The sequence below is a fragment of the Lachnospiraceae bacterium oral taxon 096 genome, assembly GCA_018141845.1.
Lineage (GTDB): Bacteria > Bacillota > Clostridia > Lachnospirales > Lachnospiraceae > F0428.
The window spans coordinates 1,078,902-1,100,904 of record CP073340.1 but is presented as its reverse complement, the minus strand read 5'-3'; the positions used below and the strand labels follow the sequence as shown (position 1 = coordinate 1,100,904).

Annotated in this window: 18 protein-coding genes; all 18 read right to left on the bottom strand. The window is 39.1% G+C overall.

The genetic code is table 11. The annotated features are described in order from the left end of the window. Nucleotides 1-23: 23 nt before the first annotated feature. The 18 genes from J5A74_05510 to prfA all read right to left on the bottom strand — a co-directional run bounded on the left by J5A74_05510 (nt 24) and on the right by prfA (nt 22,002). Nucleotides 24-782 (bottom strand): ABC transporter ATP-binding protein, encoded by a 759-nt coding sequence (locus J5A74_05510; protein QUI96743.1) that lies wholly within the window; start codon nt 780-782, stop codon nt 24-26. Further along, nucleotides 782-1,570, bottom strand: a complete 789-nt coding sequence (locus J5A74_05505; protein QUI96742.1) for an ABC transporter permease — start codon at nt 1,568-1,570, stop codon at nt 782-784. The genes J5A74_05510 and J5A74_05505 overlap by 1 nt, the downstream gene beginning before the upstream one ends. Next, nucleotides 1,558-3,303, bottom strand: a complete 1,746-nt coding sequence (locus J5A74_05500; protein QUI96741.1) for a glycosyltransferase family 2 protein — start codon at nt 3,301-3,303, stop codon at nt 1,558-1,560. The genes J5A74_05505 and J5A74_05500 overlap by 13 nt, the downstream gene beginning before the upstream one ends. Further along, on the bottom strand, nt 3,303-4,280 hold the full coding sequence (locus J5A74_05495) for a glycosyltransferase family 2 protein (protein QUI96740.1): 978 nt from the start codon (nt 4,278-4,280) through the stop codon (nt 3,303-3,305). Before J5A74_05495 ends, J5A74_05500 begins: the two co-directional genes overlap by 1 nt. Beyond that, nucleotides 4,280-5,704, bottom strand: a complete 1,425-nt coding sequence (locus J5A74_05490) for a sugar transferase (GenBank protein QUI96739.1) — start codon at nt 5,702-5,704, stop codon at nt 4,280-4,282. Before J5A74_05490 ends, J5A74_05495 begins: the two co-directional genes overlap by 1 nt. Nucleotides 5,705-5,833: 129 nt before the next feature. Continuing rightward, nucleotides 5,834-7,495, bottom strand: a complete 1,662-nt coding sequence (locus J5A74_05485; protein QUI96738.1) for an O-antigen ligase family protein — start codon at nt 7,493-7,495, stop codon at nt 5,834-5,836. Further along, nucleotides 7,488-8,753, bottom strand: coding sequence for an ATP-binding protein (locus J5A74_05480; GenBank protein QUI96737.1), 1,266 nt, complete (start codon nt 8,751-8,753; stop codon nt 7,488-7,490). Before J5A74_05480 ends, J5A74_05485 begins: the two co-directional genes overlap by 8 nt. A 9-nt stretch (nt 8,754-8,762) precedes the next feature. After that, nucleotides 8,763-9,611, bottom strand: coding sequence for a prephenate dehydratase (pheA, locus tag J5A74_05475; protein QUI96736.1), 849 nt, complete (start codon nt 9,609-9,611; stop codon nt 8,763-8,765). A gap of 14 nt (nt 9,612-9,625) precedes the next feature. Continuing rightward, nucleotides 9,626-10,360: a 1-acyl-sn-glycerol-3-phosphate acyltransferase gene (locus J5A74_05470; protein QUI96735.1), complete on the bottom strand. Its 735-nt coding sequence runs from the start codon at nt 10,358-10,360 to the stop codon at nt 9,626-9,628. Between the two features lie 9 nt (nt 10,361-10,369). Continuing rightward, on the bottom strand, nt 10,370-11,848 hold the full coding sequence (gene cls, locus J5A74_05465; protein ID QUI96734.1) for a cardiolipin synthase: 1,479 nt from the start codon (nt 11,846-11,848) through the stop codon (nt 10,370-10,372). Between the two features lie 106 nt (nt 11,849-11,954). After that, on the bottom strand, nt 11,955-14,558 hold the full coding sequence (gene clpB / locus J5A74_05460) for an ATP-dependent chaperone ClpB (GenBank protein QUI96733.1): 2,604 nt from the start codon (nt 14,556-14,558) through the stop codon (nt 11,955-11,957). Nucleotides 14,559-14,881: 323 nt separating this feature from the next. Beyond that, nucleotides 14,882-16,177: a dihydroorotase gene (locus tag J5A74_05455; GenBank protein ID QUI96732.1), complete on the bottom strand. Its 1,296-nt coding sequence runs from the start codon at nt 16,175-16,177 to the stop codon at nt 14,882-14,884. Then, nucleotides 16,174-16,878: an MBL fold metallo-hydrolase gene (locus J5A74_05450; protein QUI96731.1), complete on the bottom strand. Its 705-nt coding sequence runs from the start codon at nt 16,876-16,878 to the stop codon at nt 16,174-16,176. Before J5A74_05450 ends, J5A74_05455 begins: the two co-directional genes overlap by 4 nt. Nucleotides 16,879-16,924: 46 nt before the next feature. Then, nucleotides 16,925-17,680 carry an amino acid ABC transporter ATP-binding protein gene (locus J5A74_05445; GenBank protein ID QUI96730.1) on the bottom strand — a complete coding sequence of 252 codons (756 nt, stop codon included), beginning with the start codon at nt 17,678-17,680 and terminating at the stop codon, nt 16,925-16,927. Between the two features lie 11 nt (nt 17,681-17,691). Beyond that, entirely contained in the window at nt 17,692-18,342 is a 651-nt protein-coding gene (locus J5A74_05440; GenBank protein QUI96729.1) for an amino acid ABC transporter permease, read from the bottom strand. A 6-nt stretch (nt 18,343-18,348) separates the two neighbouring features. Next, nucleotides 18,349-19,152: an amino acid ABC transporter substrate-binding protein gene (locus J5A74_05435; protein ID QUI96728.1), complete on the bottom strand. Its 804-nt coding sequence runs from the start codon at nt 19,150-19,152 to the stop codon at nt 18,349-18,351. A gap of 671 nt (nt 19,153-19,823) precedes the next feature. Further along, complete coding sequence (locus J5A74_05430) at nt 19,824-20,849, bottom strand: branched-chain amino acid aminotransferase (protein ID QUI96727.1); 1,026 nt, start codon at nt 20,847-20,849, stop codon at nt 19,824-19,826. A gap of 79 nt (nt 20,850-20,928) precedes the next feature. Then, nucleotides 20,929-22,002 (bottom strand): peptide chain release factor 1, encoded by a 1,074-nt coding sequence (gene prfA / locus J5A74_05425; protein ID QUI96726.1) that lies wholly within the window; start codon nt 22,000-22,002, stop codon nt 20,929-20,931. Nucleotide 22,003: the final 1 nt, after the last annotated feature.

The window sequence follows — 22,003 nt, the reverse complement described above, 5'->3', positions numbered from 1 at the left end:
TCCCAATCCTCCTATTTTCACCTTTACTTTTCTAATGATTCCATATAGGCATCACAAACTTCATTTACAAGTCCAGACTGAACCTCTACACCTTTTCGCAGCCATAAGGCGTGGTCACAAACCTCTTTAACTGAATCAATCGAATGAGACACAAATAAAAGCGTTGTTCCTTGCTTTCTCATATCATTCATTCGCCGCTCACATTTTTGTTGAAATGCATAATCTCCAACAGCCAGTACTTCATCACAAATTAAAATATCCGGCCGAACAACTGTGGCAATAGCAAATCCCAACCTTGCCGCCATACCTGAAGAATAATTTTTAATTGGCATATCCAAAAAATCCCACAGCTCTGCGAAATCTACAATATCCTTAAAATGATCCTCCATAAAATGACTATCATAGCCAAGCACTGCACCATTTAAAAATATATTCTCTCTGGCTGTCAAATCGCCATCAAATCCTGCTCCTAGCTCAATCAACGGGGCAATAGTTCCATTAATTTTTACTGTCCCTTTATATGGCTTTAAGATTCCACAAATCATCTTTAATAATGTGGATTTTCCTGATCCATTCGTCCCAATAATTCCCCAGGCCTCACCTCTTCGAATTTTTAAATTGACATCCTTGAGAGCCAAAAACTCCTTAAACATCAACTCTCTCTTTATTAACTTAATAAAGTATTCCTTCAGATTATCAATTCGCTCCGAAGCCATGTTAAATCGTATCGTAGCATTTTCTACTTCAATTATGTAATCATCCACTAGTGTTTTCTCCTTCATTAAATATAGAGAATAAACTTATCCTGTGTCTTCGTAAAGCACCAGCTCCCCAATATCATAGCAATCACTGCAATCGTAAAGCCCTGAAGAATCATGCCTAAGCTTGGCAATCTCATCTCTAATACTAAAATTCGAAACTGTGCAACATAAGAATACAATGGATTAAAGGTCTTAATCATAGTTTGCAGGCCCGCCGGCAGTTGCTCCATTGGATAAAAAATAGGTGTCAAATACATCCACACTGTCATAAACGCAGCATAAATATATTGAATATCTCGAAAAAACACCGTCGCCTGAGCTAAGAATAGGCCTAATCCAATACAAAAAATATATACTTGAAATAATACAATCGGAATATACATCATATAGACTGTAAATTGTATTCTGCAAACAATAAATACAATTAACATTGCTCCTAAAGAAAATGCTGTGTTCACTAAACAACTAGTAACTTTGGAAAAAGTAAAAATGTATTTAGGAACATAGGTCTTTTTCAAGAGTGGAGCATTACCAACAATTGAAAACATTGCTTGATTCGTAGATTCATTAACAAAACCAAATATTGTCTGACCGATAATCAAATACACCGGATAATTCTTAATATCAAAACGAAACATATTTGAAAATACAATAACCATAATGATCATAATTAACAATGGATTTAAAATGCTCCAAAAATATCCCAAAAAACTTCTTCGATACTTTAACTTAATATCCTTTGTGACCAATTGGCTAAGTAGTGGCTGATAATTGCGAAATATGCTTAATCGCCTTATTAACTTTGACATTCTTCTTCTCCTAGATATCTTTTCCAAAATTTCTCGCTGGTCAATATCGCTTTACGACTACAATACTCATCTATAACCTTTTGACTTTGCTCAAGCTGTAAAACGGCTCTGATCATATACATTAAACTTTTGAATAGGCCTAGATAACTCTTTCTTGTGATAAATCCCTTTTTAGTCTCTGGATCAAAAAAGAATACTTTTTTTACACGGTACAACCGATTTGCTGCCACCCCAAACGGTAACGCTGAAATTATACCACTCCTAGATGGAATTATCCACCCATTGAAAGTCAATTTTTCTCGCAATCCAAACTTTGTGTTCCACTTTTGATACAATTGATATTCATTTGTAACTTTAGGGAAATGTTGAACATATTGAATTAGTTTTCTATTGTTAGTGCAACATTCTACTGGCAAAGAATGATACCCCATCTCTAGTATCATCTGATGTAAGCGCTCCCCATCCTGCTGTGCTAAGGCTTCTATTCCTCTGCAAAAATCTTTCACTGCCATGTAATTTAGCTTTACATCTTGATAGCGATAATATAGTACTGAATGAATCATTCTCTTTATCACTACTTTTTGTAGCTTTCTCTTACTCGCACCATCTCTATGTATAGCACGTAATAGCAAATTATTTCGAAGTTCATAGTACTCATAAATTGACGTTTTTTTATGTTCACCCACACCATGCCAAACACAAATACCATTGAGATAAATAAAACCATATTGGCAATTTCTCAATCCATATTCCACATCATCAAGATGAATAAACATAGGCAGTGGAAGATTCTCCTTAGTAGCTACCTCCAAGGAAATACAACAATACCACCACCCTGCATAATTTACATTTTCCTCAACTTCATTGCGAATACACTGCCGAAAATCCCGCAGATCAAGTCCTTGCTTTGGATTGATTAATTTCCCATTGTACCATCGTTCACCTGCTGCATTTTCTATATATCGATAATCTTCTCTAAGCATTGCTCCAGCAATAGAAATATCTTTATATTCCTCTTTTAAATAAGATAAAATTCCATAGGAACGAATCAATGCATCAGGTTCAAGAACAATATCGTCATCCATAAGAAGTACATGGGTAAATCCTTCTGCTTCCCTATTTCTCTGTGCCTCAATAATTCCCCTTGTAAATCCCCCACTTCCTCCAAGATTCTTATTCGCAAATACGCTTAACCATCCTCTTTCTCTTATTTGCAAAGAATTGGCATTGTCAACAACATAGACCTTAAAATGATCCTCATTCTCTTCATCCGAAAAAATTTCTTCTTCAAGAATATAGAGATTTTTCTCCAAAAATGCTTCCCTGTGATAAGTACAAATATCGAGACAAATTTTTATATTTCGTTTGGGTTCTTCGACACTTTGAAAACTAGCTTGAAAATAGGGCTCTATCCCTCGTTCCTTTACAATACTCACCCAAGCGATCTCATATAAATCTGTAAGATTAAGTAAAATCTCTCCCCTTTGTTGATTTTTCTCTACAATTCGCTTCCTATAGACAATTCCATGAAGATCATATATGCAGACTTCTCGGACACCTCTAGCTTCAAATACTAACTTAATTTGAGTGATATCTGTATATTTTTTCCACTTTGCCACTGAAAAAAGATTAAAATAAGTATTAAATATACGACACTCTCCAACATCTCTGTAGTACATTGACTGCTCTGTACAGATTTCTCCCATTGGATAAAGAATTGACTGTATTTTCACTACTTTATACTCCTTCTTACAGCAAATGCTGCCACATCAAATAAACAATATCTACTCCTACGTATCCAACACACTGCTTGATTTTGCACTGCATCGTAAATCTTTTTATAATTGTGCTTTAGCATAAGGTCCATCTGTATCATAGCTTTTTTTCGACTGTGACCAAAACTCAAATATATTTTATATTGACTAGTTACCACTCTTGCTACAGCTGCAATCATTGCCCGCTCATTGATATTTCCCCTGTGTGCACTGCAATAAATCAATAACCTTTGTAGCACTTTCTCATGCTGATCACATCTTTTTTGCATATTTAAAAGATTCATGCTCTGTGTATCCATTCCTATGCGATACATATAGACATTTGCGTCAACAAAACTCACTGTATTGACATAGGGTAATGGAAAAATCATATATTCTGTGTCCACATAAAAACAATGCTCATCCAATCGTTCCGGCATATTCTTGAGTATACTTGTCTTAAAGGTCATTGCATGCATCTTTAAAAACGAATCTGCCAGAATATCTTCCGAAAGATAAACCTTTTCAAACTCTGCCCTTTTGCAAAGTCTATCTACCTCCCACGATTTTTTCATTGTTTTATGATCCACCCAACAATACTGACTCATCACAAGATCCACTGTTGTACTTTCTAAGTAACACACTAAATCTCTAAATCCTTGTTGTTCTACCCAGTCATCACCATCCACAACCTTAATATAGTTTCCCATTGCCTCACTAATTCCTATATTAATTGTTGATCCATGACCACCATTCTCCTTATGAATCACTCGATAAGCTTCTGGATAGATCTCTTCATATCTTTTTGCAATATTTGCTGAATTGTCCTTTGATCCATCATCGATCACCAATACCTCAATCTTATTCATAATTTCCGGAATAACAAAGGATTGAAGACATTGTTCAATATATTCTTGCACATTATACATTGGAATTACTATAGTTAGTATTTTCATTAACCTCTCCCTATCTTCTCTTCCAAATTCTGCACCTTGCCATAAATCTCTTCCTTCAAATTTTCTGTATGAATCAAAGCATTGAGAGCATCATCCTCAATCCCTTCTGTAGATTCCTTGATAAAGAGAATTTTTGGTGTCAAAATCATTAATTTCAAGTCTAACCACATACTATAATTTCGAATATAGGTCAAATCAAGCTTCAACTTATCATAGGGTGTCGTATTATACTTTCCATAGACCTGTGCATATCCAGTCAATCCAGCCTTCATTTTTAAGCGAAAATCAAACTCTGGAATTTCTTTCTTGTATTCTGCCGCAATTTCTGGTCGCTCTGGCCGAGGTCCAACCATGCTCATTTCTCCCCTCAAAATATTCAAAAGCTGTGGCAATTCGTCAAGGCGTGTGCTGCGAAGAACCTTCCCTACTTTTGTAATCCTATGATCCTTTTGTCCTGCTAACCTTGCCACACCATCCTTTTCCGCATCCACAACCATGCTCCTAAATTTTAGAATATCAAATTCTTTTCCATTGACAGTCAATCGCTTCTGTCGAAAAAATATTGGACCTCTGTCTGTTGTGTAAATGGCGATTGCTGCCAAAACAAAAATAGGCAATGTAAAAATCAACATCATGCTTGCAATGATAATATCCAGAACCCGCTTAATAAATAGCTGATCAATCTGTGGTCCCTCATTTTTTGAGAGCAATAATTGTGTATCAAATAGATTGAGTTCTGTGGCACTCCGCATCAATATATCACTAAGTTTTGGCACAGCATAGGCTCGAATTCCTTGATCATAACAACCTTTGATAATAATGTTTCTTTCATGAGAAGGGATATCTCCAACAATTACCCCTCCATATTTTCCTGCCTCATGGAGAATATGGTCAATCCCTCGATTGAGACTAATGGCCCCAGAAATTACATACTTATCATCTCTAGAATTGAACTTTTTCCATATAGAAAATACAGGCTTATCCCCATAGACAACCAATAATGACCTCGGTGGAAATAGTGTTGCATAGACAGCCTGAAAAATAAATACCCAGGCGACAACAACAATAAAATCGACTGCTGTCAAAAGCAGAAATAGCCATGGTGCATAGAGCTTTTTATCAATAAGCACAAGCTCCAAATAAGCAAAAATATTCACTAGAACAATGGAAAGCATTTGTGAATAAATCAAATTTCCATGGCGCAAGTAGCCAATCCGCAACCCTCCATAGGTATTTAAAAAAAATAAAAGAATCGCACCATACAATCCAACAATAAGCCAATTACCTCTTCTCCAAAATGGGATTTCAATAATACGATTATAATATCCCGTCCAGACACACCAATAGAGCAGTACTTCTACTGCTACAATTATGACTGCTGCACATGTCTTTATTAATCTTTTATAACGCTCATTGTTCTTCATCTATTATTTGTCTCCCGATCTATACTATATACTCGGTCTTAAAACTAACATAATGCCATTAATTATACTATACTTTCCCAAAACACGCAACTTTCCTACAATATAAAGGGGGAGGGCAAAGCCCTCCCTCTATTCCATAACTTTCTTTTCTCTATTTGCTGCCGCGATCATCATCATAAAAATCCACATCACTGGTGTGCTGATAGGAAGATTGATATTGACTGTCGCCTGTACAGCATAGCACAAAACTAAAAATGCAGATGCCACAATATAGGAAGCCACTGCTTCATTCTTCATCTCATTGATAAAAGAAATTCCCTTTTTTATTGTAGTCACTAAAATCCCAATATAGGCAATCAATGCAATCGGGCCAATGGTGGTCAAATATTGTAAGTACTCATTGTGTACAGAATCAAATTTTTGTCCTGTGATGGCAATCATATCCTCGGCTCTATACTTTAATGCATAGATGACAAAGGTATCTGGACCCGTACCAAAGATTTTGTGAAGAATTGGGTATTTTGCATATTCCTCAAGGCACATTCTCCAAACATAGCCACGGAATGTTCCCCAAGAATCACTAAATACTAAGTAGTCCCTCAATCCGCCAAAAGCTGCCGCTTTTTCTGGATTGGCATTGGCATAAATCACCACCGCTACGCCCAAAATGGCCACAATAACCACAATGACCAGCCAAATCTTTGTTGCTATTGCCTTGGCATTTTCATCCTGACGGTTTTTCTTGTAATCCATCACACACAAAATCACACCGATCACCCACAAAATTAAAGTCAACGGAATTAAAAACTTAAAGTTTGCAATGACATTATAGAGACCATTGATGCCAAGAACTTTGGTTGGATTTGCCTTGTTGATCCAATTAATCACCTCAATGCCTGTAAAATAGGTCGCCAAAGTAAGAATGTATCGGCGAATTCCTCTTCTTGTCTTAAAAGCCACAAATGGCACAAAGCCAAAGAAAGCAAGCAAGGTCAAATATCCATTGTCAGAATTTCCCATAGCAAGAGCAATAAACCCAATGACCATACTGATATAATAAAAGATGACATTGCCAATGCTCTCTCCCTCTTTTCCCTCCTCAGAATTGATGCGAGTGAGGATAAACAATACGCCGGCCAGTGCAACGACATAGGCAACATAGGTCGTGTAGGTATTGATATTTCCGATGGTGGAAGCAAACATAGAAATCTCACCCGCCATCATTCTCTTCTTAAATCCCATAATATCCATATTCAGATAATCGGTTATACCAAGGAGACAAATCAAATCTCCCACAACTAAAAAGATCTTAAAATAGTACTTTTGAACATTTAGATATCTTGACACAATAAAAAAGGCCATTGCATACATCAATAACAGCTCAAAACCAGTACTTCTTCCCAAGTTTCCAAAGAAGGCCTCTTTAATATAGGGATAGGCTGTCAATGTTGAAATTCCTGCGATACCAATAAAAACCATCATGCATCGATCTGTAATATCAAAAGTAGATAAAAACCAATTTTTAAATCCTTTTTCCTTAATTTTTCCAATATAATTTCCTGCCCGTCCACTGGCAATACCCCAAAATACAATGACACAAAACATTGCCGTAGTCAGAACAACAAATGTTTTAAATTTTGTCTCCAATAAATCAAAATAGGCATCGTGAACAATCAATGGAAACACAACAAACATCAAAATAATCCAAAGTCCAGTCACTGCTCTTTCAAATTGAATTGGAGCATCTTCTTTTTGTTGTCTCCTATCTCGATAGCGCATTGAACTACTCATCTCTTCCTCCTCTTCCCAACAAGTAAGTAACAAATTGACGTGCGGTTCTTCCTGAAAGTCCGCCATGACTAAGCTCCCACTTATTTGCCTCTAGGAATAGTTTATCCTCTGGCATATGAATATTTTCCTTTTCTGCAATCTCCTTGACAATGCGATTAAATTCGCACTTATCAGGAGATCCATAGTAGATGCTCACGCCAAATCGTGCAGACAGTGAAATTTTTTCCTGCACGGTATCTCTGCTATGTAAGTCCTCATCCGTCTCTTGTTTGTCCTTAAAGCTCTCTCGAATAAGATGTCTTCGGTTACTTGTCGCATAGATCAATACATTATCCGGTCTTCTTCCAAAGCCACCTTCCAAAATCGCCTTTAAATATTTATACTCAAGCTCGGAATCTTCAAAACTCAAGTCATCCATATAAATAATATACTTATAATTTCTGTCCTTAATCTGTTCAAGTACATTGGCCAACATACGGAATTGATGTTTATAGACCTCAATAATGCGAAGACCTCTGTCATAGTAGGTATTTACAATCGCCTTTACGCTGGAAGACTTTCCTGTTCCTGCATCTCCATATAAAAGTACATTGTTGGCAGGAATACCATTTAAAAATGCCTCTGTGTTCTCCACAAGTTTTTGTTTTTGCAACTCATAGCCCACAATATCATCCAGATAGATGTGTTCAACTCTTGTGATTGGCTCAATAATCGCCTCATTATCTCTTCCTTCTTTGAGGGAAAATGCCTTATTGAGTCCATATTTTCCCACACCAAATTCCCTATAAAACTCAGTCACTGTGTCCTTAAATTCAATGACAGACTTTGTATTTTCTAAAGAAATGGAAAGTTCTAAAAGTCTCTTTCTTATTCTCTGATTAATTAACTTTGATTCTCTATTTGTTCCTTTGTACTTTGCTAGCTCACAAAATACCTTATCCCCAAGCTCAGTCAAATCATAGTCAAAAAGTTGCTTAAAAATCGTAAAGTCGTGAAGAGCTAATTCATTGATACTTCCCTCGACCTCTCCCACAATCTCACAAGCTGTAGAATAAGAATTTTCATTGTTCGCCAAACAAAGTGCCAAAAAGGCATGCCAAAGATTTCCCTCCAGCCCATATCGCCCAGCGATCTCCACAAGATCTCCCGCATACTTAGCCATATGGTCTCTTTTTCCCTTTTCGAGCATATCGCACATGCCAAACAGCAACTCTTCATATGCAAAATTTCGATACAATATTAAATCACTAATGTCCATCTTTTCCCCCTAGTAATTTCCCAAAATTCTTAAATCCTCTGTCTCCTTGGCAACAGAACGAAGTGCCAAAATCACATACTTGTCCTGCAAATTTCCCTCAATATCAATAAAAAAATGATACTCCCATTTTTTCTCTGGAATAGGTCTTGACTCAATCTTTAGAAGGTTGAGGTTATTGTCGTGGAAATTTCTTAAAATATTGTAAAGTGTACCCGCTCGATGTGGCAAGGAAAACATAACACTAATTTTTTTTGCTTCCCTCGTGTAAATGCGTTCATGAGCAACGACCACAAAGCGAGTCGTATTCTCTGGGTTATTATTAATCTTTTCTTTTAAAATATCAAGCCCATAACATTTTGCTGCCAATGAACTTGCGATTGCTGCTTGATTCTTTTTTCCATCTTCCTTGACTTTATTGGCAGAAACTGCTGTATTCAGTAGACTAATTTGACTCCAATTCCTCTGTTGTAAAAACTTACTACACTGCATCAATCCCTGTGGATGGGAATAGACAACATCAATGTCTTCAAGTCTTGCCCCTTTGACGCCAAGGAGAGCATGATGAATTGGAATATAGACCTCCCCAACAATGGTCACGTTATGTGTAAAGAGTAAATCATAGGTATCAACCACTGCACCAGCAGAAGAATTTTCAATCGGAATGACACCATATTCTGCCTTTCTTTCTTCCACTGCCCTCATTGCATCGCTAAATCGCACCACATGATTGTAATGAGCCTTTTCCCCAAAATAGGTCAGTGCTGCAATCTGGGAGTACGCCCCTTCAATACCTTGATAGACAACCTCCAATCCCTCCTTATCTTTATCTGGTAAAGTTTCCACCATTTGTAGTTCCACTTGTTAACCCCCTGCTATTTGTTGTTTCTCTCCTGCATCTGTATAATCTGTGCTCTGGCCATTGCACCAAGACGCTTCTTTTCTTCTGGTGCCACCTTTTGAATATCAATTGGAACGCCAAATTCAATAATAACATGTCCTTTTTTCATCCTCGGATATTGCTTTTCAAGAATCCCTGCGGTTCCTGATATGGAGACAGGAACAATCTTTGCTCCACTCTTTTCTGCAATCTTTAAGGAACCCTCCTTAAATTCTGCCACATTATTTGGATCTGGGTTTTTATTTCGCGTTCCCTCTGGGCAAATCCAAATCGATACACCATGACGAACAGAATCAATTCCAGCAAGAATCGTCTGCAAGCCCTTTTTCATATCCTTTCTATCCAAAAATAGACAATTCACCAGATGCATCCAGTTGGAAAGAAGAGGAATTCTTTCGATCTCTGACTTGGCAATAAAGCCCAATATTTTTGGTGTATAGACATAAGCAACTAAAATATCAAAATAGCTTCTGTGATTGCTCACAAAAAGCACTGCCTCATCTTCGGGAATATTTTCCACGCCATATACTTCTACGGTAACGCCAATCCACTTGAGTACACGCTGAAAGATACCTACTACCGCCTCCTGTGCCTCTTCAGATGCAATCAATGGGTCTGTCTTTTTCAATCTTTCTAGTCTGTGCATTTTGGGAATACTTAAAACTAAAAATATGGCGACCATAACTAATGTTCCTACTGTATTTAACATTTTTCCTCCTTATAAGAGCGGGCTGAGTAGCCGACTCACCTGTTCTTTTACACGCTGCACAATACCTCGAACAATGCCTCGATTTTCATAATCTGTGCACGTCATTTCCCTGCAATCTTGAATATCTGCCAAGAAATTTTTCTCTAAAACTTCCACCGTCGCCTCGTGGTAAATGGTCGCATTGACTTCAAAGTTTAGTTCAAAACTTCGAATGTCCATATTTGCTGTACCTACGCTCGCACACCAGCCGTCAACCATAACCGACTTGGCATGCAAAAATCCCTTCTGATAAGTGTAGACTCTTCCACCTGCAAGAAGTAAGCTTGCCGCCCAACTGGTGCTTGCCCAATACACAAAGGGATGATCGGGGAAGCTTGGGATCATCAACCGAACATCGACACCACTTCTTGCTGCAAAGCACAACGCACTCATCACTGCATCATCTGGCACAAAGTAGGGCGTATGAATATAAATATGATGCCTCGCCATTCGAAACAACTCAATATAATTATCTCGAATTAACTTTGTCTTTGAATCAGGTCCACTGGTAACAATCTGAATTCCTGCAAAATCCCCTGACTTTTGCTCAAGGGGTTTATATTCAAAGTACTCTGATTCAAATAGACTTTCTTTTGTTGTAAAATGCCAATCTAGTGCAAAGCGAACTTCGAGTGAAAATACACTCTCTCCCCGAATCTTTAAATGGGTATCCCTCCAATGCCCAAATTTAGGGTCTCCATCAACATATTCTTTTCCTATATTAAATCCACCAACATAGCCCACTGCACCATCAATGACAACTAACTTTCTGTGATTTCTGTAATTGACACGCAGATTAATGCGACCAAGTGTTGGTGGAAAGAAAATGCCAATCTTAACTCCTGCTGCTTTGAGTGTATTCCACTTCGCTCTTGGCATAAATCTTCCCCCCATACCATCGCAGAGCACTCTAACTTTTACGCCCTCATTGGCCTTTTTTATCAACACTTTAGAAATGCGATCAAACAGATAGTCGTCCTTGATAATATAGTATTGGATGTGAATATATCGCTTTGCGTTTTCTAGTTCTCCAATCAAATCATTAAATTTTTCATTTCCATCTTTGAAAATTTCGACTTGGTTTTTCAATGTCAAAATAGAATTGCCCGCATTGAGATTATAGTAAATCAGTTTCTCATAATCTCTGGCATACACATCTTTGACTAGTTGTACATTCTGCCTAAGCAGATTTTCCTGACGCTTTGCCTCATACTTTTGAGCATCCTCCACTCCCTTAATGCGAAACATCTTTGACTTTTGATAATCTTGCCCAAGCAATAAGTAAAAAAAGATCCCAAAGATAGGAATAAAATTGAGTGCTAAAAGCCAGGTCCACACCGCCTTTGGGTCTCTTCTTTGAAAAAATATAATGAAAATAGACAGCAACACATTAATAAAAAACAAATGGTCCCACAACCAAGTCCATAGATGAATTAAATGACTACTCATTCACCATTTCTATCCTTTCCTCTTATTTCGGATACTTATTATAGCACAAAAGCGAAATCTCTCCCACTGGGAAAAATTTCGCTTTTTGACTTTTATTCATCTATATTTATGCTTTTTGTACTTTAGCTGCCAAATCTGTGCCGTCCGCATTGACATCAATCACAATGACATCATGCCTTTGCAGTTCCTGGTCTCCAAGGATAATCTTTGCAGCCATCGTCTCCACATGCTTTTGCAAGTAGCGCTTGAGTGGTCTGGCACCATAGACTGGGTCATAACCATGATCAACAACAAACTGCTTTGCTGCATCAGTCAATGAAATGCTAATCTCCTTATCTTCCAATCGCTTATTGACATCTTCAACCAGCAAATCAATAATTCCACCAATATTGGCCTTGGTCAATGGTTTAAACAGAATAATCTCATCTAAACGATTTAGGAATTCAGGTCTAAAATGAGCTCTCAAATCGCTCATTACGGCATCCTGTGCACTCTTGGTGATTTCTCCGTCTTCTCCAATGCCCTCTAGCAAATATGGAGAACCAATGTTGGAAGTCATAATGATAATGGTATTTTTAAAATCTACTGTCTTTCCAAGGGAATCGGTGATTCGTCCATCATCAAGCACCTGCAACAATACATTGAACACATCTGGATGTGCCTTTTCTATCTCATCAAAGAGCACAACCGAATATGGTTTTCTTCTCACAGCCTCGGTAAGTTGACCACCTTCATCATATCCAACATATCCTGGAGGTGCACCGATAAGACGACTCACGGAGAATTTCTCCATATATTCGCTCATATCGAGTCGAACCATATTGCTTTCATCATCAAATAAAGCCTCTGCCAAACTCTTTGCAAGTTCTGTCTTACCAACACCAGTTGGTCCGAGGAATAGAAAGGAACCAATTGGCTTATTTGGATCCTTGATGCCAGCCTTTGACCTTTGAATGGCCTCACAAACTTTTGTGACACCCTCATCCTGACCAATCACTCGCTCATGCAATATCTTATCAAGATGCAAAGTCTTTTGCTTTTCAGACTCATTTAGTTTTGCCACTGGGATATTGGTCCAGCGTGAAATAATTCTTGCAATCTCTTCCTCTGTCACCGCCTCATGAACAAGACTCAAGTCCTCTTTCTTTACTCTCTCCTCTTCCTGAGCCAACTTCTTTTGCAACTCTGGAAGTTTTCCATACTGAAGCTCTGCGGCCTTGTTGAGGTCATATCGCCTCTGTGCATCCTGAATCTCTCGATTGACATTCTCAATCTCCTCTCGAAGAGAAGCCAACCCCTCTACACTCTTTTTCTCTGACTCCCACTTGCTCTTTTGCTGTGCATATTCATCGTGCAATTCCGCAAGTTCCTTTTGAAGATCAACAAGTCTTTCCTTTGAAAGGCTGTCGGTCTCTTTCTTTAGTGCTGCCTCTTCAATTTCCATTTGCATGGTTTTTCTTCTCAGCTCATCAAGTTCTGATGGCATAGAATCCATCTCCGTCTTAATGAGTGCACAGGCCTCATCAACTAAATCGATGGCCTTATCTGGAAGAAATCTATCCGTAATGTAGCGGTCAGAAAGTACAGCTGCACTAACTAAGGCTGCATCCGTAATTTTTACTCCATGGTAAGTCTCATATCTTTCCTTCAATCCACGAAGAATAGAGATGGTGTCTTCAACTGTTGGCTGTTCGACCAGTACAGGTTGAAATCTTCTCTCCAGTGCTGGATCCTTTTCAATATACTTTCTATACTCATCAAGAGTTGTCGCACCAATGCAGTGCAACTCACCTCGAGCAAGCATTGGCTTTAGCATATTTCCTGCATCCATACTGCCCTCAGAATTTCCTGCTCCAACAATCGTATGGAGCTCATCAATAAAGAGAATGATCTCTCCTTGAGATTTCTTTACCTCATCGAGAACGGCCTTTAATCGCTCTTCAAATTCGCCTCGATACTTTGCACCAGCAACTAAAGCTCCCATGTCAAGGGCAAAGAGCTTCTTATCCTTTAATCCCTCTGGCACATCACCTCGAACAATTCGCTGTGCCAAGCCCTCTACTACAGCTGTCTTACCAACACCAGGCTCACCAATGAGTACAGGATTATTCTTTGTCTTACGGCTTAAAATCCGAACGACATTTCGAATCTCTGCATCTCGACCAATGACAGGATCAAGCTTTTGATCTCTTGCTCTTTCTACAAGGTCACTGCCATACTTTGTCAATGTATCATAGGTTGCCTCTGGATTATCTGAAGTTACCTTTTGATTTCCTCTCACTTGAGAAAGAACCTTTAAAAAGCTGTCCATTGTAATGCCATACATCCTAAATAAGTTCTTAATGCTCTGACTAGGATAGCGAAGCATCGTCAAAAATAAATGCTCCACTGAGACATACTCGTCTCCCATCGCCTTTGCCTCATCCTCAGCACTGATCAGTACTTTATTTAAATCATTGCTCATGTATACCGAAGAAGATGATCCACTGACCTTTGGTAATTTCTCTACCAAAGAAGTTACCTCATTGACAAACATCTCCTTGTTAATGCCCATTTTTTCAATTAAATTTAAAATCAAAGAGTCATCCACCTGCAACAATGCCAGCAGAAGATGTTCTTCTTCGATCTGTTGGTTTCCATAACTGTACGCCAACTTCTCAGTCCCCTGCACAGCTTGTACAGATTTCTGTGTAAACTTACTAATGTTCATTCACTCACCTCCGTTTATCTACTTGTTATATTTGTACTATAACAGAAGTCCATCCTTTTGTCAACTACTTTTTTATTTTTTTATGTAACAGTATTTAAATTTCGTAAATTATTTTTTATTTTTTGTAAAAACCTCTTGCCAACTCCACTTTATTATGATAGAATGCTCCTTGTAGTTGAGAGTTTCTTGCGTTGATCTTTCACTACATACGTGCATTATGCACTCCTATATCACTCTAACAGGGAAAAGGCAGCCGAGCGGCTGTCTTTTCTCGTTGTGCAAAAAAAATATAAAAAATCTAGGGGAGCAAAAGCTCCCCCTTCTTATTCTTCACGATATACAATTCTTCCACCACAGATGGTCATCACTACTTTTCCCCTCAATTTCTGATGAAGCCAAGGGGAATTACTTGACTTACTGTAGCTTCTGTCATAAGTCCATTCCTTCTTTGGGTCAAAGAGCACAATGTCTGCTGGTGCATCTTCCTTTAGCGTCCCTGCATCCAAATCATAGATCTTTGCTGGCTCTGTGGACATTCTCGCCACCAATTGAGATAAACTCAAATACCCTGGTTTAACCAAATTCATAATTCCAAGACTTAGTGCTGTCTCAAGTCCAATAATTCCACTTGGTGCTTTGACAAACTCTCTATCTTTTTCTTCCTTGGAATGGGGTGCATGGTCAGTGGCAATCACATCAATGGTGCCATCTTGTAACCCCTCAATAATGGCCAAGCGATCAGCTTCTTCTCGAAGCGGTGGATTCATTTTTGCCAATGTTTTATATTGAAGAACAGCCTCTTCAGTAAGTGAAAAATGATGTGGTGTCGCCTCAGCATAGACCCTTGCCCCTGACTTTTTTGCCTTCCTCACAAATTCTACACTTTCCTTGGCACTGATGTGCTGAATAACAATGGCCGCCCCCGTATCTTTGGCCAACTTACAATCTCTCTCCACCATACTTGACTCAGCCAAGCGATCTGCCCCTGTAAGTCCCATCTTCTTTGCCACTTCTCCTGCATTGACTCCAGGCTCTGTAATATAGGCATGGTCTTCTTCATGAAAAGACAATGGCATCTTTAATACCCTGCCATTATGCATGGCTTCTTTCACTAAATCCTCTCCCATAATCGGCAGACCATCATCTGTAAATCCAACTGCTCCCGCATCCTTTAATAACTTCATATCCACCAATTCCTTGCCAATCATTCCCTTTGTGATTGTCGCGCAGGTTTTGACACGAATTGGGGCTTTTCTTCCCTCTTTTTGGGCATAGAGCACACTCTCTTCACTATCTACCACAGGTTTTGTATTGGCCATCATAATCACTGTAGTAAATCCCCCTGCTGCCCCCGCCAGTGCTCCCGATTGAATATCCTCCTTATAGGTAAGCCCTGGATCTCTAAAGTGAACATGGGTGTCAACAAATCCTGGTGCTGCCACCAGTCCAGTGCAATCAATGGTCTCTAACTTTTCTCCCTTAGCACGGGCAATCAGTGGTGCATCAAGTAACAAATCCTCTCCGACCTTAATAATCTTTCCCTCACTGACCAGAATATCGCCCACCTGATTGATTCGACTAGATGGGTCAATAATTCTAGCCCCTCTCAATATCATCATATGCTAACCTCCACACATTGATTTTCTTTTTCTAATCTCACAATGCTCTTTTTCTTGTCTTTCTCACCATCAATATATCGATCAATTAATGAAAAACTCCCATTGAGGTGCATTGGAAAAATATACTTTGCACCTACTTTCTCAATAAAAGCATCCATACCTAAATTGTAATGCCTACCTTGGCGATTGTCCAGTACAACAAAGGCAATATCCACTCCTTTTTTATCCCTTTCAACTTGGGAATGAATCTGTTCAAGTGCTGCCCTATAGTCCCGTTCTTGCCCCAAATTCCACTCCTTTGGCTCTCCTTCCCAATACCAATAATTTAAATCCCCAGCAAAATAGAGCCTAACGCCCGCCACATCAATGATAAAAGCAACGCCCTCATCCGTAGAAGGATAGGTAACTACCTCCATTTTTCCTGCTGGTGTTGTATAACTTGCCCTTTGATTTTTCCCCAAAAGATGAATATTTTGTTTTGGCTCTACAGGAATATCATTGGATAAAATATAGGTCGTCTCTTTGCCATCAAGCTGAAAAATCACAGGATTATAGTGATCTGCATGCACATGGCTTGCAAAAACAAAGAGTGGCTTTTGACCAATGACCTTGGGAAGCTTTCCACCATAGTAATCAAACAAAAGGTGAAACTCCTCAAATTCTACCAAAAAACTGCTATGTTGAATAAAATAAACTTTCATTTTTCCCTCCAAAAAGTCTCAGACAGCAAGGCCATCCGAGACTCGACTAATTTCCATATTGACCAAGGAAATTTTTTGTTCTTTCATTGTTTGAAGCAAATACTTTGTCTGGTGTTCCCTCTTCTACAATCCATCCATCTGCCATAAAAATTACTCGGTCAGAAACCTCTCTTGCAAAGCTCATCTCATGGGTGACAATCACCATGGCAATATGTAAATCGGAAAGTGATTTAATTACTTTGAGTACTTCCTTTGTGAGCTCTGGATCAAGTGCAGATGTCGGCTCATCAAAAAATAAAATCTTTGGATTGAGAGCCAATGCTCTGGCAATGGCCACTCTCTGGCATTGCCCGCCCGAAAGCTGATAGGGATAGGCATCTGCCTTCTCCACAAGTCCCATTTTTTTAAGAAGTTCTCTCGCTTCTTTCTCCACTTGCTTTTTCTCTCTTTTTTGTACTCGAATCGGTGCATCCATAATATTCTTTAACACAGTAAAATGAGGAAAGAGATTAAAGTTTTGAAATACCAAGCCAAAACAAGAACGAATTTCTTGCATCTTTGATTTGGAAACATATACACTTTTTCCTGCCTTACTTGTGGCAATATCCTCTCCTTGGTAGGTGAGTGTGCCATCATCCATAGTCTCCAACAATGTGGCACAGCGAAGTAATGTCGACTTTCCTGAACCCGATGGTCCAATAATGGAGACAATCTCTCCCTCAGCCACATGCAAGGAGATATCCTTGAGTACGCCAAGACCGTCAAAGGACTTCTTGACATTATTCATATCCAATATATTCATCGTCCCCTCCATTACTTATAGTATTCCAATTTCTTCTCTACAAATTCCATCAACCAAGCCACAATAAAATTAAAGACATAATAAAAGATTGCTGCTGCCACAAATGGCATCATACTAGCCTGAGCACTTGCCATTGCCTTTGCCGCTGTAAACATTTCGGCCACACTAATGGTAAAGGCAAGAGAAGTGTCCTTTACCAAGGTGATGACCTCATTGGTCACCGATGGTAGGATCTTTTTAATGACCTGTGGAAGAATAATGACAAAAAAGGTTTGGCTCTTTGAATAGCCCAATAACTTTGCCGCCTCATATTGCCCTGATGGCATAGCTTGAATACCACTTCGATAAATCTCTGCAAAATACGCAGCATAATTGACAGTAAATCCAATCAGTGCCGCCCAAATTCGATAGCCATTGCTGACTTTAATTCCAAACAGATAGTAAGGTCCAAAATAGACTACCATCAATTGTAACATCAATGGCGTTCCTCGCATAATCGAAATATAAATTTTTACAATGGAAGAGAGAATCACATTCTTACTCATTCTTCCCAGTGCAATCAACAGCCCAAGTGGAAGGGACAACACGAGAGTAATTACAAAAATTTGTATGCTCACCCCCATACCACTGACCAATTGTTCTAACATTGCTTTAATCATCATCTCGTCCTACTTGCCCACAATGGTGACATCTTCGCCAAACCACTTCTCAGAAATTTTCTTCATTGTTCCATCCGCTGCCATTTCCTTGAGTGCACCATCAACTTTGTTCTTTAATTCTTCATTTCCCTTTTTAAAGCCAATGCCATATTCCTCGCTAGAAATTGTGTCATCCAAAATTTTAAATTGATTGTCACTACGCTTTTTGAGCTGATAGCTAGCCACCACTGTATCCATAGCCACGGCATCTACTGATCCCATCTCTAAATCTTGAAATCCTGTGTTATAATCTGGTGTTGTCTGAAACTTTGAAAACTTTGCCACCGTATCTGGCTGTTCCTTGAGTGCAGCCTCTGCTGAGGAATCGGCCTGCACTTCAACAATTTTTCCATTTAAATCCGCAGCACTATTGATGCCACTGTCAGCCTTGACGACATACACCTGTTTGTTTTTCATATATGGCATTGACCAAGTATAGTTATTTTCTCTGCCCGTCATTGTAAAGCCATTCCAGATGCAAGAAATGGTTCCACTATTCAATTCCATATCCTTCGCATCCCACTCAATTGGCTGATATTTCACCTGCATATTTAATCGCTTTGCTGTCTCTGCGGCAAGCTCTAAATCAAATCCAGTATACTTTCCATCATCCCCCTTAAATCCCATTGGTGGAAAATTTTGGTCAAATCCAACAGTCAATACCTCACCTGTAGCCTGTGTGCCCTTGGCCTCTGTCTTGTCCTTTGCACCACAACCTGTCAACACAGACACAAGCAAAACTCCTGCAGCTAATAAATAATATCTCTTTTTCATCACTTCTTCCTCCATTTACACCTTCTTTAGCTTTTTTATGCTAACATACTAAAGTAATTCTGTAAAGAGAAATATTTTTTTACAAAAATAATAAGAGCTGTTTACCTTTTAGCAAACAGCTCTTATCATCCCTATACCACATTCTCCTATATCACTTAACATTTCCTAAATCACTCTTACTTTTGATTTGGAGCTCTAACCCTCCATCACAAAATCATCACTCTAACTTCTCCTATACCACTTTAACGCTTCCTAAATCACTCTTACTTTTGCTCTGGAGCTCTAACCCTCCATCACAAAATCATCACTCTAACTTCTCCTATATCACTTTAACACTTCCTAAATCACTTTTACTTTTGCTCTGAAGCTCTAACCCTCCATTGCAAATCACTCTAACATTCCTCCCCGTATCACTCATTTATTGGTTATTCCTACATCAGTAGAATTCGTTGTTCTCTGACTGTGCTAAGTATAGCACAGTTTCTATTTAACTCTAATAAAAAGCACGAATGACGGTAAAATTAGTACGAAATGCAGTCTAAATTGTATGATAAGCAATTGCAAGTAACTAAATAGCATAAAATGTAACTTTTCTACCTTGAGAACATTCTGTGCTTTCTCACACAAAAAGGACATGGTAATCTTACCATGCCCTCCATATCAATCATCAACTACAGAATCTTTCGAATCCATCCTTCTGGTGCTTCGATTTCACCCATCTGGATACCAGTCAATGTATCATATAATTTCTTTGTTGTTGGTCCCATCTGCTCCATACCGCTTGGAATCAGGATCTCCTTGCCATGATCGACAATCTTTCCAATTGGAGAAATCACAGCTGCTGTTCCACAAAGACCAGCCTCTGCAAAGTCAGCGACCTCATCAAATCTTACCTTTCTCTGTGTCACCTTCAAGCCAAGGTAGTGCTCAGCCACATACATCAATGATCTTCTAGTGATGGATGGCAAAATGGAATCAGAAAGTGGTGTGACAAACTCATTGTCCTTCGTGATAAAGATAAAGTTGGCACCGCCCGTTTCCTCGACAAATGTCCTTGTCGCTGAATCAAGATATAAATTCTCATCAAAGCCATTGCGATGTGCCTCCATCAATGGATGTAAGCTCATTGCATAGTTTAATCCCGCCTTAATGTTGCCTGTTCCATGTGGTGCTGCTCGATCAAAATCGCTCACACAAAGAGTAATTGGCTTTGCACCACCCTTAAAGTAAGGTCCCACTGGTGTAGCAAATACTCTAAATTGATATTCCTGTGCTGGCTTCACTCCGATTACTGGTGATGAAGCAAACATATATGGACGCAAATACAATGTTGCACCACTGCCAAAAGGTGGCACCCACGCTGCATTGGCCTTGACCACCTGGTCAATGGCATCTAAAAATCTCTCCTTTGGAAATGCGGGCATCTCTAAGCGCACTGCCGTATCCATCATTCTCTGTGCATTTAAGTCTGGGCGAAAGGTCACAATATGACCATCCTTTGTGGTATAGGCCTTTAACCCCTCAAAACATTCCTGGCAATACTGCAGGATACCTGCACACTCATTGAGCACAATGTTGGCATCCTCTGTCAGCGATCCATTGTCCCAAGCACCATCCTTAAAATTAGAAACATAGCGCTTGTCTGTTGTCATATAACCAAATCCCAAATTTCCCCAATCTAAATCTTTCTTCTCCATTTGATGATGATTCCTTTCCTTTGACTACGAAATATTATACGCCCAAGAAAAATAAATTGCAATCCTGCGACATCATTGCCTATTGTTCATTGAGCTTAGCCAGCTTTGCCGCCTGATCTGCAGCAATACATGCATCGATAATCTCTTGAATATCTCCATTCATAATCTTGTCAAGTTTATATAAAGTCAAATTAATTCGATGATCCGTCACACGTCCTTGTGGGAAATTATAAGTTCGAATCTTTTCTGAGCGGTCTCCTGTACCAATCTGACTCTTTCGCTCAGCAGACTCTGCACTTTGCTTTTTCTCAAGCTCAATCTCATATAACTTTGAGCGAAGAAGTGCAAATGCCTTTTCCTTATTTTGGAGCTGACTCTTTTCTGTCTGAGAATAGATGACAATTCCTGTTGGATAATGTGTCAGTCGCACTGCAGAATCTGTCGTGTTGACACACTGTCCACCATTTCCTGAAGCACGCATAACATCAATGCGGATATCATTCATATCAATCTGTACATCCACTTCCTCCGCCTCTGGCATAACGGCAACGGATGCCGTGGAGGTATGAATTCTTCCGCCAGACTCTGTCTCTGGCACACGCTGTACACGGTGTACGCCCGACTCATACTTCATCTTTGAATAGGCTCCTTTACCTGTAACCATGGCCACAACTTCCTTAAATCCACCGATACCATTTTCATTGACATTGATCATTTCTACTTTCCAATTCTGACTCTCTGCATAGTGCACATACATGCGATAGAGTTCAGCTGCAAAAAGAGCCGCTTCATCTCCACCTGCACCTGCACGAATCTCCAACATAATATTCTTGTCATCATTTGGATCCTTTGGTAATAATAAAATCTTTAATTCTTGTTCAAGCTCTGCCTCTTTTTTCTTTCCCTCGGCAAGTTCTTCCTTTGCCATCTCGCGAATTTCTTCATCGCTCTCGGTATCCAGCATAGAAAGGGCATCTTCCTGACTTTGCTTTGCCTCCTTATAGGCCTTATAGGCCTCTACCAGTGGCAATAAATCTGATTGCTCTTTCATTAATTTTCTAAATTTTGTTTGGTCATTCGCCACATCTGGGCTACCAAGCTCCATCATAACTTCTTCGTAATGTATTAAAATATCCTCTAAGTTATCAAACATC

What these genes read in the sequence shown, in the direction of transcription:
- J5A74_05510 (QUI96743.1), bottom strand. Translation starts at nt 782, where the DNA reads ATGAAGGAGAAAACACTAGTGGATGATTACATAATTGAAGTAGAAAAT.
- J5A74_05505 (QUI96742.1), bottom strand. Translation starts at nt 1,570, where the DNA reads ATGTCAAAGTTAATAAGGCGATTAAGCATATTTCGCAATTATCAGCCA.
- J5A74_05495 (QUI96740.1), bottom strand. Translation starts at nt 4,280, where the DNA reads ATGAAAATACTAACTATAGTAATTCCAATGTATAATGTGCAAGAATAT.
- J5A74_05490 (QUI96739.1), bottom strand. Translation starts at nt 5,704, where the DNA reads ATGAAGAACAATGAGCGTTATAAAAGATTAATAAAGACATGTGCAGCA.
- J5A74_05485 (QUI96738.1), bottom strand. Translation starts at nt 7,495, where the DNA reads ATGAGTAGTTCAATGCGCTATCGAGATAGGAGACAACAAAAAGAAGAT.
- J5A74_05480 (QUI96737.1), bottom strand. Translation starts at nt 8,753, where the DNA reads ATGGACATTAGTGATTTAATATTGTATCGAAATTTTGCATATGAAGAG.
- J5A74_05470 (QUI96735.1), bottom strand. Translation starts at nt 10,360, where the DNA reads ATGTTAAATACAGTAGGAACATTAGTTATGGTCGCCATATTTTTAGTT.
- cls (QUI96734.1), bottom strand. Translation starts at nt 11,848, where the DNA reads ATGAGTAGTCATTTAATTCATCTATGGACTTGGTTGTGGGACCATTTG.
- clpB (QUI96733.1), bottom strand. Translation starts at nt 14,558, where the DNA reads ATGAACATTAGTAAGTTTACACAGAAATCTGTACAAGCTGTGCAGGGG.
- J5A74_05455 (QUI96732.1), bottom strand. Translation starts at nt 16,177, where the DNA reads ATGATGATATTGAGAGGGGCTAGAATTATTGACCCATCTAGTCGAATC.
- J5A74_05450 (QUI96731.1), bottom strand. Translation starts at nt 16,878, where the DNA reads ATGAAAGTTTATTTTATTCAACATAGCAGTTTTTTGGTAGAATTTGAG.
- J5A74_05445 (QUI96730.1), bottom strand. Translation starts at nt 17,680, where the DNA reads ATGAATATATTGGATATGAATAATGTCAAGAAGTCCTTTGACGGTCTT.
- J5A74_05440 (QUI96729.1), bottom strand. Translation starts at nt 18,342, where the DNA reads ATGATGATTAAAGCAATGTTAGAACAATTGGTCAGTGGTATGGGGGTG.
- J5A74_05435 (QUI96728.1), bottom strand. Translation starts at nt 19,152, where the DNA reads ATGAAAAAGAGATATTATTTATTAGCTGCAGGAGTTTTGCTTGTGTCT.
- J5A74_05430 (QUI96727.1), bottom strand. Translation starts at nt 20,849, where the DNA reads ATGGAGAAGAAAGATTTAGATTGGGGAAATTTGGGATTTGGTTATATG.
- prfA (QUI96726.1), bottom strand. Translation starts at nt 22,002, where the DNA reads ATGTTTGATAACTTAGAGGATATTTTAATACATTACGAAGAAGTTATG.